Here is a 12,712-nt window from a genome sequence, read left to right as displayed (position 1 = left end):
TGTTGAGTGCTGGGATGAACGGTCACCATCAATCGAGGCGGGCATGAAGGTCAATATCGAGATAGACTGCACCCCGGAAGAAGCCCGGGCGTTTCTGGGCTTGCCGGATGTGAAGGCCTTCAACCAGATGATGATGGATGAAATGGTCAAACGGGCCGAAGCCAATATGGATCAGATGGACCCTGAGGTCCTGATGAAACAATGGTCGGCCTTCGGCGGGCAAATGACCAACCAGTTCATGGATCTGATGCGGACCGCTGCAGGCGGAAGTTCCGGCTCGTCCAAGGATCGATAGAAGGACGCCCAGCGTGGACACCACGATCTATGCGCTTTCCACGCCGCCCGGGCGGTCCGGCGTGGCAGTGGTCCGCCTTTCCGGGATTGGTTCGGGCGGCATTCTGGATGCGTTGGCCGGCTTGCCGCGGCCGGCAGCCCGCCAGGCGGCGCTGCGAACCCTGCGTTCGCCGGATGGACAGCTGATTGATCGGGCCCTGGTGCTCTGGTTTCCGGGTCCGGCGAGTTTTACGGGTGAGGATTGCGCGGAGCTGCATCTTCATGGTGGACCGGCCGTGATCGAGGCCGCTTTGGCGGCGTTGGATGAGTCCGGCGCCATTCCGGCCGAGCCGGGTGAATTCACGCGGCGCGCTTTTGAGAATGATAAGCTGGACCTCACCGAAGCGGAAGGCCTGGCCGATCTCATCGAGGCGGAGACGGAGGGCCAGCGTATCCAGGCTCTGGCCCAGATGTCCGGTTCCCTGAAAGCGCTCTATGAGGGCTGGCGCGAAGACCTGATCAACGCCATGGCCTCGATTGAGGGCGAGATTGATTTCCCGGATGAGGAGGATGTGCCTGATGCCCTCTCGCATCGCGCCTACGCGCCCCTGTCCGATCTCATCCAGTCCATGCAGGACCATCTCGATGATGGACGGCGTGGAGAGCGTGTGCGGACCGGTTTCTCGATTGCCCTGATCGGGGCACCGAATGCGGGCAAGTCCAGCCTGCTCAACAAGCTGGCGCGCCGGGAAGCGGCAATCGTGACCGATATTCCTGGCACGACGCGGGACATTGTCGAAGTTCGGATCACCATGGCCGGCTTTCCGGTCATCATTTCAGACACGGCGGGCTTGCGCGAAGCGGTGGATGCGATCGAGGCCGAAGGGGTCCGTCGGGCTCTGGACCGGGCCGACAATGCGGATCTGAGGATCGGGGTGGTGGATGCGCGGTCCGATGCCGATCTGCTCGATCTGAGGGGTCGCCTGAAGGATGATGATCTTCTCGTTCTCAACAAGCTGGATCTGGCGCCGGAGAAGTCGGCCGATGGCGCCTATCGTCTCAGCGCCAAGTCGGGGCAGGGCGTGGATGCGCTGGAAGCGCGGATCGAGGCCATTGTCCGGGACCGTCTGAGCGCGCGGGAATTGCCGGCCCTGTCGCGGGCGCGTCATCGCCGGGCCGTGGAGACGGCTTTGCACGCTTTGGAGCGTTGCCGGGACCAGCTCGCTCTTGCGCCGGAATTGTCCGGGGAAGATGCCCGTCTGGCCGTGCGGGCCCTGGAGAGCCTCACCGGTCGCGTCGATGTGGAGGATATCCTGGATCGGGTGTTCAGCCAGTTCTGCATCGGAAAGTAGGATCGGCTTCACTGTTTCACGTGAAACACCGGGCTTTCCCCTCGACTCAGACCCTCACGGGCATTATGTAAGCCGACCTTTCCGCAGCCCCGTTAGGCGAGGGCGCGGCACTCGGTTTTCAGGGATATCGGCTCATGCAGTCCTGGGATGTCATCATCATTGGCGGCGGACACGCCGGCTGTGACGCAGCCGCAGCTTCGGCGCGCCTGGGCGCCAAAATCCTGCTCTTGACCCACAAGCTCGAAACGATTGGCGAGATGTCCTGCAATCCGGCCATTGGCGGGCTGGGCAAGGGGCATCTGGTTCGCGAGATCGATGCGCTGGATGGCGTGATGGGGCGGATTGCCGATGCGTCGGGCATCCAGTTCCGTTTGCTCAACCGGTCCAAGGGCCCGGCCGTGCGGGGCCCGCGCACCCAATCAGATCGTGCGCTTTATCGCCAGGCGATGCAGGACGAGCTTCACGGTATGGTCAATCTGGAGATCCGGGCAGCCGCCGTGGAAGATCTGATCCTCGATGGCGAGCGCTGCGTGGGTGTGGTGGACGAGTCCGGTGTGGAATATCATGCGGGGTCCGTGGTGCTGACCACCGGGACCTTCCTGCGCGGGATCATTCACCGCGGCGCCGAACGCATTCCGGCAGGCCGCTTTGGTGAGAAGCCGGCCATGGGTCTGGGCGAGCGTCTCTACGGGCTCAAGCTTCAGATGGGCCGTTTGAAGACCGGGACGCCGGCGCGCTTGCGTCAGTCCTCCATCCACTGGGACAGTCTGGAGAAGCAGGATGCGGATGAGACACCGGTCCCGTTTTCCTTCCTGACGGACCGGATCGACGTGCCTCAGATCGCGTGTGCCATTACCCGGACCACGGAAGCGACGCACAAGATCATCGGCGACAATCTGGAACAGTCGGCGGTCTATAGCGGGGCGATTGCCGGCCGCGGGCCGCGCTATTGCCCGTCCATCGAGGACAAGGTCGTGCGCTTCGCGGACCGGACCCAGCACCAGGTCTTCCTGGAGCCGGAGGGTCTGGACGACGACACGGTCTATCCGAACGGGATTTCGACCTCCCTGCCGGATGAGGTTCAGGATCGCTTCCTGCGGACCATTCCGGGTCTCGAACAGGTCGAGGTGAAGCGCTACGGCTATGCCATCGAGTACGACTACGTCGATCCGCGCGAACTTGATGCAACACTTCAAGTCCGGGCCATTCCGGGCTTGTGGCTGGCGGGTCAGATCAATGGCACGACGGGCTATGAAGAGGCCGCGGCCCAGGGGCTGATGGCCGGCCTCAATGCCGCTTTGTCGGCTCAGGATCGGGATGCCTTCATCCTCAGCCGGTCGGATGCCTATATCGGTGTGATGATCGACGATCTGATCACGCGGGGCGTCAGCGAGCCCTATCGCATGTTCACCTCGCGGGCCGAATATCGCCTGACGCTGCGGGCCGATAATGCGGACCAGCGTCTCACGGAAAAGGCGATCGAGCTCGGCGCCGCGTCTGTTTCACGTGAAACACGCTATCGCGAGAAGATGACGGAGCTGGGCCAGGCGCGCGAGACCGTTGCGTCTCTGAGCCTGACACCGAATGAAGCCCGGGCGCAGGGCTTGTCCGTCAATTCCGATGGCAAGCGCCGGACCGTGTCCGAGCTTCTGGCCTATCCGGATATCGACTGGGCGGATGTCTGCCGGGTCTGGCCGGATTTGGAGACCATCTCACCGGCGGTCGCCGAGCAGGTCGAGATCGATGCGCTCTATGCCGGCTATATCGATCGTCAGCAGGCCGACATCCTGGCATTCCGCCGGGATGAGGCAGTCCGCCTGCCGCGGGATCTGGACTATGCCCGCGTAGGCGGTCTCTCGAACGAGGCCCGTGAGAAGCTGGAGCGGGCCCGTCCGGAGACGCTGGGGCAGGCGGCGCGCATTGAAGGTGTCACGCCGGGCGCGCTGACGGCCGTTCTGGCCCATGTCAAACGGCTCAATAAAGAGGCGAGCTAGGTGAACCGCGACGATTTTGCCAAGGCGACTGGTGTTTCACGTGAAACACTCGACGCCTTCGACCGCTGGCGAGAGCTTCTGGTGGAAACCAGCGCCCACACCAATCTGGTCAGCCGCAATACGCTGGACAGTTTCTGGGAGCGGCATGCGCTCGACAGTTATCAGCTCATGGCTCATGTGCCGAGCGATGTGCGTCTGATCGCGGATCTGGGCGCCGGTGCCGGCTTTCCCGGGATTGCTCTGGCCCTGGGCCTGCGCGAACGGGGCCAGAAAGCCCGTGTCGTGATGGTCGACAGTGTGGGCAAGAAGGTCGCTTTCCTGCGCAAGGTCATCGCGGAACTGGAACTGGACGCGGAGGCGCGCTCCGTGCGGGTCGAGACGCTGGATCCGGCGGAAGGCTTTGATCTGGTGACCGCCCGGGCCTTCGCCCCCCTGAATAAATTATTGGGCTATACCGCGCCCCTGTTGAAAAACGGGGCTGAGGGTCTGTTCTTCAAGGGCCGTCAGTACCGCGATGAATTGACCGAGGCCGGTAAAAGCTGGACAGTTGAATATGATGTCATCCCCAGCCAGACCAGTGACGGGGTGATCCTGCATATAAGAGAGGTCGAGCGTGTCCGATGAAGTCGAGCGCCGCAGAGCGCCCCGTGTCATTGCCATAGCCAACCAGAAGGGCGGAGTTGGCAAGACCACCACCGCCATCAATCTGGGAACGGCCCTCGCTGCGATCCGTCAGAAAGTCGCGATTATCGACCTGGACCCTCAGGGCAATGCCTCGACCGGTCTGGGTGTGCCGCCGCAAGAGCGCAAGCTGACCGCCTATGATGTCCTGATCGAGGGCGACCCCCTGCATGCCGCCATGGTGAAAACCGTGGTGCCGGGCCTGTCCATCGTGCCGTCGGACCAGCTTCTCTCCGGGGTCGAACTGGAATTGGCCGATGACCAGCGCCGCTCCTACCGGCTCAAGCGCGCCATCGACAAGAGCCTGACCGAACTGTCCGGCGAGGCGCTGGATTATATCCTGATTGACTGCCCGCCCTCGCTGAATGTGCTGACCGTGAATTCGCTGACGGCGGCGGACTCCATCCTGGTGCCGCTGCAGTGTGAATTCTTCGCCCTGGAAGGCCTGTCCCAGCTTCTTCGCACCGTGGATCGTGTGCGCGGGCATCTCAATTCCCGTCTCGATATCCAGGGCGTGGTCCTGACCATGTATGACGGGCGCAATAATCTCTCCGCCGAGGTCGCAGCCGATGTGCGCGAGCATTTCGGGGACAAGGTCTACAAGACCATGATCCCGCGCAATGTCCGGGTTTCTGAAGCGCCCTCCGTGGGCAAGCCGGTCCTGCTCTATGACCTGCAGTGTTCCGGTTCCCAGGCCTATATCAGCCTGGCCAAGGAAATCGTCCAGCAAGAGCGCAAGCGCCGCCGTGAAGAGCAGGGTGAAGTGGCATGACATCGACCGAAAAGAACCGTCGTCTGGGCCGGGGCCTGTCCGCCCTGCTCGGGGAATCCGAGACGGAAGGCTATTCCGCACCACCGGCCGAGCCGGGCGAGGAGCGTCCCAAAGGCCGTGACGGGGTTCGCACCATCCCGATCGAACTGATCCGCCCCAATCCGGACCAGCCGCGCAAGACCATGACCGAGACCGAGCTCCAGGCCCTGTCGGACTCGATTGCCGAGAAGGGCATTGTTCAGCCCATCCTGGTGCGTCCGGTCGGCGAGGATGCCTATGAGATCGTGGCCGGTGAACGCCGCTGGCGCGCCGCCCAGAAGGCCCGCCTGCATGAGGTTCCGGCCCTGGTCCGGGAGCTGACGGACCGCGAAACGCTGGAAATCGGCATTGTCGAGAACGTCCAGCGCGCCGATCTGAATCCGGTCGAAGAGGCCCAGGCCTACAAACAGCTGATCGAACGCTTCGGACATACCCAGGAAGACGTCGCCCAGGCGGTTTCCAAGAGCCGCAGCCACGTCGCCAACATGGTCCGCTTGCTGGCCCTGCCGGACACCGTGCTGACATATCTTGCCAATGGTCAGATTTCCGCCGGTCATGCCCGGGCGATCGCGAATGCGCCGGGCCCGGCCGCCCTGGCGGTTCTCATTGTCGAGAAAGGGCTTTCCGTTCGTGAGGCGGAAAAGCTGGCCCGTGACGCCCAGACTGGTGGCGTGGAGACCAAGTCCGCCGGAAAACCGGCCGCCAGTGGTGACAAGGATGCTGACACGCGCGCCCTGGAGGCCGATATCACCTCGCGCCTGGGTTTGAGTGTCGATATCCGGCATGGCGCCAAGGGCGGGGAAATCCGGGTCCAGTACAAGACGCTGGAGCAATTGGATGATGTCTGCCGCCGGCTCAGCGGCCAGTCCGGCGGCTAGCGCCGCATCTGCGCGGCCCCGCGGGCCAGCCTCAGCAAAAGCTCACTGACCAGGCTTTCTGCCGGCGATCCTGATCGTTTGACCTGACGTTCTGCGTCGAAGGCCAGCTGCCGCGCATGGTCCAGGCGGCGGCCGCGCCAGACCGACATTTGTTGTTTGAAGGCGTTGGCGGGCGGGCCAAAGCGCGGGACCCCGGCTTTTGCCATCGCGGCATCACTACCGCCGGCGGCCTGTACGGCTCCAAGCTGGTCCAGCCGGCGCTGCAGGCTGCGCAGGATGGCGACCGGACTACCCCCGGCACTGATCGAGCGGATATAGGCCTTGTCGGCTTCTGCCAGCCGGCCGAGCAGGGCGGGTTCCAGAACGGCATCCATCTGGGCCTCGCCCTGGTCGGCGGCGACGGCCTCGATATCGGCAAGGCAGATCTCGTTGTCGTTCGGATCGCGCTGGCCGGCGAGGCCCTTGTAGAGAATCAGCTTCTCGATCTCGCCGCGGGCCAGCGCCCGGTCGCCTTCCAGACGCGGAAGCCAATTCATGCGCGCATCAGGCGCAATCGTCAGATTTTCGCCTTTAAGTAGGTCATCAACGAGGTTTCCGAGTGATTGGGCATTGTCGGCGTAACAAGCTATAGAATAAGCATTTTTCGCCGGTTCGAAGGTTTTTCGAAGCTTCCCTCGCGGCGTTAGATCGCCGGACTCGACCACCAGGACGGTTTGCGGCGCCACAGAGCCGCTTTCGAGGTCGGAAATGAAGTCGATAATCGGCCCGCTTCCGGTCTCGCCTGACAAACGCACCCGGACCAGGCGTTGACCACCCGTCAGCGACATGGCCGCCATCGCATCGGCCAGAGCCGCGGGATCGGATTTCAGATCCTCTTCGGTGAGCTGGGTGAGTGCGAAAGGGTCGTCCGGATCCTCGAGCACGGATTTGACGAGCGTGCTGGCCCGCTCATGGGCGAGACCCCGGTCCGGTCCGTAAATCAGATACGCCTTGATCGACGGGTCAGGAGTTTTGACCCGGGCATCGGCGTCACGAGCCTGGACCTTCACGCGCCTTCCATGGAATTGATCGCACGCAGGAGCTGCGCCGTGATCCGGTCCGCGGCCATCCGGGCCGCGCGCTCCTCGGCGTCCTGTTCGGAGACCAGCGCCGCATAGGGCGAGTTGGACAGATCATAGGAGGCCGAGCCGCGGGCCGAGCCGGACATGACCGGATCCACCGCGCCGGTGCGGAACACTTCATAGTTCACGGTCAGCTCGATCGTGTAGCGGCGGACAACGGCATCAGCCCCGATCCCGAGCGGAATGGAGCTTTGCCGGGTTTCCGCGCGCAGCTCATACGTGCCATCGCCATCACGGGCGCCCATGGAATCCTGCAAGGCCTGTTGCAGCAGGAAGTCCACCCGCTCTTCGCCGGTCACGATGGTGAAGTCGGACAGGGTCGCAGCGGTGCCGTTATTGGCATACATGGGCGAAAAACCGCACGCCCCCAGTCCGAGCGTGGCAGACAGGGCCAGACAGGCCAGAAGGGTACGGCGCGTGCGCATAGGGCTTATCCCACGACGATATTGACGATCCGGTTCGGCACCACGATCACTTTGCGCACTGTAAGCCCTTCCGTGGCGCGTACCACCCCGTCCTGGGCCAGGGCGATGGATTTTACCTCGTCCTCGGGAAGGTCCTTGGCGATCTCGATCTCGGCGCGGCGCTTGCCATTGATCTGGATCGGCATTGTCACCGTGTCCTCGACCAGCAGGGCCGGATCGACCTCCGGCCAGGCCGCATCGATGACCAGGCCCTCGCCACCCAGCTTCTCCCAGCACTCCTCGGCCAGGTGGGGGATGAAAGGCGCGATCATGCGGACCAGAATGCCCAGGGCCTCGGCCTTGGCGGCAATCCCGTCTGCATCGGTCGGCTCATACTTGCGCAGCCCGTTGACCAGGTCGTGCACCTGGGCGACAGCCGAGTTGAAGCGGAAGCCTTCAATGGCGTCGGTGACGGTGTGCAGCGCCTTGTGGGCGGCTTTGCGGATGTCCAGGGCAGCGCCCGTGGCGCCGCTGGCGACATGGCTCGGCCCCGGCGCACCCTCCGGCAGGGAGGTCACTGTGGTCCACAGACGTTGGACGAAACGCCAGACGCCTTCCACACCACTGTCCGTGTACTCGACATCGCGCTCCGGCGGGCTGTCCGACAGGACGAACCAGCGGGCCGCGTCGGCACCGTAATCATCCACGAACGCGTCCAGATCCACGACGTTTTTCTTGGACTTGGACATTTTCTCGATGGCACCGACCGTGACCGGCTTGCCGGTGGCGATCTCGACCAGCTGGCCGTCCTTGTGATCGACCTCGGTCGGCAGAAGCCATTTGCCCTCGGTGGACTTGTAGGTCTCGTGCGTCACCATGCCCTGGGTGAACAGGCCGGCGAAGGGTTCGCCGCCCGGCAGGTTCATCAGGCCGCAATCATTCAGGGCGCGCGTGAAGAAGCGCGCATAGAGCAGGTGCAGGATGGCGTGCTCGATCCCGCCCACATACTGGTCGACCGGCAGCCAGTGTTCGGCATCCTTGGCCTCGAAGGGGGCCGTTTCCGACCAGGGCGAGGCAAAGCGCAGGAAATACCAGGACGAGCAGACAAAGGTGTCCAGCGTGTCCGTTTCCCGGCGCGCCGGCTTGCCGCATTTCGGGCAGTCCGTGTGCTTCCAGGTGGGATGGCGCTCCAGCGGATTGCTGGGATGATCGAAAGTGACATCGTCCGGGAGTTTGACCGGCAGCTGGTCTTCGGGAACGCCAACCGTGCCGCAATCCTCGCAATGGATCACCGGAATCGGGCAACCCCAATAGCGCTGGCGCGAGACCAGCCAGTCGCGCAGGCGATAGCTGGTGGCACCCTTGCCCAGGCCAACCTTTTCCAGTTCCTCAATGGCGCGTTCGATCGCCTCGGGCGTTTTCAGCCCGTCCAGGAAGCGGGAATTATAGATCGTGCCGTGCGCCGTATAGGCTTCGTCTTCGATCTTGTGATCCGCCGGATCGGTGTTCGGCGGCAGTACGACCGGTTGGACCGGCAGATCATATTTACGGGCGAAATCCAGGTCGCGCTGGTCGCCGGCCGGCGAACCGAAAATGGCGCCGGTGCCGTAGCCGGACAGCACGAAATTCGCTGACCAGACCGGGATTTCCCAATTGGGATCAAGCGGATGGGTGACCTTGATGCCCAGGTCGACACCCCGCTTGGGGGCTTTCTCGATCTCTTCCTCTGTCGTGCCCATGCGGGCGCATTCATGACAGAAGCGGTCAATCTCCGGATCGTCTTCGGCCAGGGCCTTCACGATCGGATGATCGGGGGCGAGCGCCAGGAAGCTGGCGCCGAACAGCGTGTCCGGACGGGTGGTGAAGACGTCGATCGTCTTTCCGAAACGCTCGGCCAGCTCGGCATCGGCGAGCGGCCAGGAGACTTCCGCGCCCCGCGACCGGCCGATCCAGTTGGACTGCATGGTGCGGACTTTTTCCGGCCAGCGATCCAGATCGCCGATGGCGTCGGTCAGCTGGTCAGCATAGTCGGTGATCTTGAAGAACCACTGGTCCAGCTCGCGCTGCACGACCAGGGCGCCGGACCGCCAGCCGCGTCCGTCAATCACCTGCTCATTGGCCAGTACGGTCTGGTCGACCGGGTCCCAATTGACCTTGGCCGTCTTTCGATAGGCCAGTCCTTTTTCCAACAGTTTCAGGAAGATGGCCTGCTGGTGACGATAATAGGACGGGTCACAGGTCGCGATCTCGCGATCCCAGTCCAGCGCCAGGCCGAGGCGCTGCAATTGCGCCCGCATGACGCGGATATTCTCATAGGTCCATTCACCCGGGTGGACGCCCCGCTCGCGGGCGGCATTCTCCGCCGGCAGGCCGAACGCGTCCCAGCCCATCGGGTGAAGCACGTCAAAGCCGCGGGCGCGCTTGTAGCGCGCGACCACGTCGCCCATGGCGTAATTGCGGGAATGGCCGACATGGATGCGCCCCGACGGGTAGGGAAACATCTCCAGCACATAGTATTTCGGTTTTTGGGTTTCGGCGTCCGGCCCACCGGCCTTGAACGCATCACGCGCCGCCCAGGCCGACTGCCATTTGGGTTCGGCCTCGCGGGGATTGTATCGGCTCATGGTCTTGTCTCGCGGCGATGCCGGCGCGCGGGCTTAGTCTTCCAGCTGGGAAATGCGCAGCTGGCGGGCCCGGGTCAGGATCGCGTTTTCGATTTCATAGGCGGTTTCGGAACCGGTCTGGGCATCCGTCCACTCACCCGTCTCGCTCCGCACCTGGCGGAAGACGTTGACGGCCAGGGCGTCGGCACGCAGGCGCGTATCCAGAATGTAGACCGTCAGCTTGAAACGCTCGGTCGGCATTTGCGGATTGGAATACCAGTCCGTGATGATCACGCCACCGAACGGATCCACTTCAGCCAGCGGCATGAAGGAGATCGTGTCCAGGCTGGCGCGCCAGAGATAGCCATTCACCCCGATGCCTTCGACCTCGTAATTGTCCGAGCCGCGCGAGAGCGGGTTGGGCAGGGAGGGAAGGCGCAGTCCGGAACGCTGTTCGGAACCGGAATCCCCGGCGGCATCATTGGATGCGCAGGCCGGAACGAAAAGGATGGCGGCGGAGAGGATAGCTCCGAGAATCCGACGGTCAGGCATAAGCCGAGACTCCTTCGACACTGAACAGCGGTTACACACGGGAAAACCGAGAACGCGGATGCGCTCTTTTCTTTGAAAGGTTTGTATAGCACGCGATACACGCTGTGCCAGCGGTGAAAGGCACCCGATGTGACCGTGACACGAAGGCAACAGATTTGAGGGAACACGTGATCAAACGAGCACGCATGCTTGACCGGAACCCGGCCTTGACCTCCTGTAAGGCGCGACGTCCGGGGGGACGGGGCCGATCGGCGGGACCGCAAGTCATGAAGCGGACATTTGGCGCGATATCCATCGCAGCGTTGTCCGGGGCTATTGCGGGCCCGCCGGCATTCCCCCAGGACGCTTTTTCCGATCCCTATGCCGATTTTGACACCGAGACGGTCACGCTCGACCTGCGCGCGGGCAGTGTGGTGCGCGCCGGCGAGGGCGCATCCGATATCCTGTTCGACGTGGATGGCGATCTCACCTTCGAGCGTTTCACCGAGGCGGGCCGCCAGCAGGGCCTGGTCCTGGGCGGACGGCTGCAAAGTGAAAACGGGCATCGGGGTTTTGGCGGTCTGACGGGGGCTTGTCCGCCCGGAACCGGTGATTGCGCGAGTGTGCAGGGTCCGGTTTCCGGCTTGCGCACCCTTGGCGCGCCGGATGGCGAGACCGTCCGGGCCCGGCTGGATACGCTCTACGGATTCCATGAGACCGGCTGGGGCGAGGTGCGGATTGGCCGGACGTCCGGGGCAGCCCGGCAGGATGCAGTGGGCGGTCCGCAGGCCTTCCGGCTCAGCCGGGCCGATGGCGGACGCGTGAATACGGGCGGTCTCTGGGGCGCCCGGACGACGAATTTCAGTTCCGGCGAAGATGCGAAAATCCTGTTCCGGTCCATTGCCCTGGGTCAGGAAATCTCGGTCGGCACGCTACGGGCTTCGGTCTCCTGGACGCCCTCGGTGCGTGATTGCGGTCTGGACCAGTGTGCCCGGGAATATGGTCCGGCCGGACTGATCAGCCCGGTGTTTGACGATGTCGTGGAGGTCGCCGTGCATTACGCCGTGCGCCGCGGCGAGCATGAGTTCGAACTGTCCGGCGGCTATTCCCGCGGGGATGATGCCACCGGCCGGGCCGGCTTTACCGGTCTGCGGACCCATGATCTTGGTATCAGCTGGAAAAATGGGGCCTGGTCGGCGGGCGCCCGCACCCTGGTGTCCGACAATGGTTTGGCGGGCGAGGCCGGCTATCAGGCCTGGTCCGCGTCGGCCGGCTATGAAGCCGGACCCTGGCTCTGGACACTGGAATATGCCGGATTTTCCGACAATAGCGTCCATGTCGACGGGGAAAGCTGGCAAGCGGGCGGCTCGCGCCTGATCGGCGAGCGCTGGGTGGCCGGTTTCGGTGTCATTGCGCAAAGCCGCGACGCGCCCGAGGTCACGCCGACAGGCCGGCGCCAGAATGCGCAGAATGGCGTGACGGGTTTTCTGGAGCTCGGCTGGCAGTTTTGACAATTCCGCCACAGCCGAAGGGATTCTGTATGAGCGACCGCAGAATCCGCTTGGGGTGTGTCTGGCCCCTGCGTTAGAACAGACTTGTGTGAGGGAGAAGTTCCATGCGTCGGCGGGGTTATCCGTTTGACATTGCTGGAAAAGCTGCGTCCGTAGCCGTCATGGCCACGGCGCTTTGCCTGTGTGCGCCCTCCGCCATGGCCCAGGATCTGGTGACGCCGGAAAGCGAAACGCCTTGGTATGAAGCCTTCACGCTCTCCATGAATGAGAGCCCCCATCCGGAACTGGCCGAGATCGAGACCTTCGATTGGGAATCCGCCGGCGGCCGCTGGGGGATCACGCTGGGCATTGACGACCATTCCGACACGCGCATTGCCCGTGAGGATCTGTCGGCCGGCGCTTTCGTCAATCTGGGCGACCGTTTCCGTCTCGGCGGTGAGCTGCGCTTCGCTTCGCCGGACAGCGAATACTTCACCCTGCGTGGTGATGACGCCCTGGAAGATCGCCGCGAGCCGGAAATCAAGTTCGAGTCCGCGCTGCGCTTCTGATCTCC

General features: G+C 63.6%; 12 protein-coding genes. 8 read left to right on the top strand and 4 right to left on the bottom strand.

Features of this window, described 5'->3' with window-relative positions; all coding sequences use genetic code 11:
- The first annotated feature begins 43 nt into the window (after positions 1-43).
- From FCS99_RS04305 to FCS99_RS04280, 6 genes are all read left to right on the top strand, one after another.
- The gene (locus FCS99_RS04305) at positions 44-295 is read left to right on the top strand and encodes a DUF6489 family protein (protein WP_138510843.1); all 252 of its coding nucleotides are present in this window, start codon (positions 44-46) and stop codon (positions 293-295) included.
- A gap of 13 nt (positions 296-308) precedes the next feature.
- Positions 309-1,625 (top strand): tRNA uridine-5-carboxymethylaminomethyl(34) synthesis GTPase MnmE, encoded by a 1,317-nt coding sequence (gene mnmE, locus FCS99_RS04300; RefSeq protein ID WP_138510842.1) that lies wholly within the window; start codon positions 309-311, stop codon positions 1,623-1,625.
- A 134-nt stretch (positions 1,626-1,759) separates the two neighbouring features.
- Positions 1,760-3,619 (top strand): tRNA uridine-5-carboxymethylaminomethyl(34) synthesis enzyme MnmG, encoded by a 1,860-nt coding sequence (gene mnmG, locus FCS99_RS04295; RefSeq protein WP_138510841.1) that lies wholly within the window; start codon positions 1,760-1,762, stop codon positions 3,617-3,619.
- Positions 3,620-4,243, top strand: a complete 624-nt coding sequence (gene rsmG / locus FCS99_RS04290) for a 16S rRNA (guanine(527)-N(7))-methyltransferase RsmG (RefSeq protein WP_138510840.1) — start codon at positions 3,620-3,622, stop codon at positions 4,241-4,243.
- On the top strand, positions 4,233-5,072 hold the full coding sequence (locus tag FCS99_RS04285) for a ParA family protein (protein WP_138510839.1): 840 nt from the start codon (positions 4,233-4,235) through the stop codon (positions 5,070-5,072). Before rsmG ends, FCS99_RS04285 begins: the two co-directional genes overlap by 11 nt.
- Positions 5,069-5,989: a ParB/RepB/Spo0J family partition protein gene (locus FCS99_RS04280; RefSeq protein ID WP_138510838.1), complete on the top strand. Its 921-nt coding sequence runs from the start codon at positions 5,069-5,071 to the stop codon at positions 5,987-5,989. The genes FCS99_RS04285 and FCS99_RS04280 overlap by 4 nt, the downstream gene beginning before the upstream one ends.
- Here the strand turns inward: FCS99_RS04280 and holA are convergent.
- The 4 genes from holA to FCS99_RS04260 are packed head-to-tail and all read right to left on the bottom strand — an operon-like array spanning position 5,986 to position 10,669.
- The gene (holA, locus tag FCS99_RS04275) at positions 5,986-7,038 is read right to left on the bottom strand and encodes a DNA polymerase III subunit delta (protein WP_138510837.1); all 1,053 of its coding nucleotides are present in this window, start codon (positions 7,036-7,038) and stop codon (positions 5,986-5,988) included. The two genes, FCS99_RS04280 and holA, sit on opposite strands and share 4 nt — an antisense overlap.
- Positions 7,035-7,535 carry an LPS assembly lipoprotein LptE gene (lptE, locus tag FCS99_RS04270; protein WP_138510836.1) on the bottom strand — a complete coding sequence of 167 codons (501 nt, stop codon included), beginning with the start codon at positions 7,533-7,535 and terminating at the stop codon, positions 7,035-7,037. The genes holA and lptE overlap by 4 nt, the downstream gene beginning before the upstream one ends.
- Positions 7,536-7,540: 5 nt before the next feature.
- Positions 7,541-10,138: a leucine--tRNA ligase gene (leuS, locus tag FCS99_RS04265; RefSeq protein ID WP_138510835.1), complete on the bottom strand. Its 2,598-nt coding sequence runs from the start codon at positions 10,136-10,138 to the stop codon at positions 7,541-7,543.
- Positions 10,139-10,171: 33 nt separating this feature from the next.
- Positions 10,172-10,669, bottom strand: coding sequence for a DUF3576 domain-containing protein (locus FCS99_RS04260; protein ID WP_138510834.1), 498 nt, complete (start codon positions 10,667-10,669; stop codon positions 10,172-10,174).
- A gap of 266 nt (positions 10,670-10,935) precedes the next feature.
- On the opposite strand from FCS99_RS04260, the gene FCS99_RS04255 reads away from it, so the two are divergent.
- Together FCS99_RS04255 and FCS99_RS04250 are read left to right on the top strand one after the other, a co-directional pair.
- Positions 10,936-12,159 (top strand): porin family protein, encoded by a 1,224-nt coding sequence (locus FCS99_RS04255; RefSeq protein ID WP_138510833.1) that lies wholly within the window; start codon positions 10,936-10,938, stop codon positions 12,157-12,159.
- 104 nt (positions 12,160-12,263) lie between these two features.
- Positions 12,264-12,707, top strand: a complete 444-nt coding sequence (locus tag FCS99_RS04250; protein ID WP_138510832.1) for an NtrZ family periplasmic regulatory protein — start codon at positions 12,264-12,266, stop codon at positions 12,705-12,707.
- The last annotated feature ends 5 nt before the right edge of the window (positions 12,708-12,712 follow it).

Source organism: Maricaulis alexandrii, assembly GCF_005871165.1.
Classification (GTDB): Bacteria; Pseudomonadota; Alphaproteobacteria; order Caulobacterales; family Maricaulaceae; genus Maricaulis; species Maricaulis alexandrii.
Note: the sequence above shows the minus strand (reverse complement) of the source record. Positions and strands in the feature narration are given on the sequence as shown.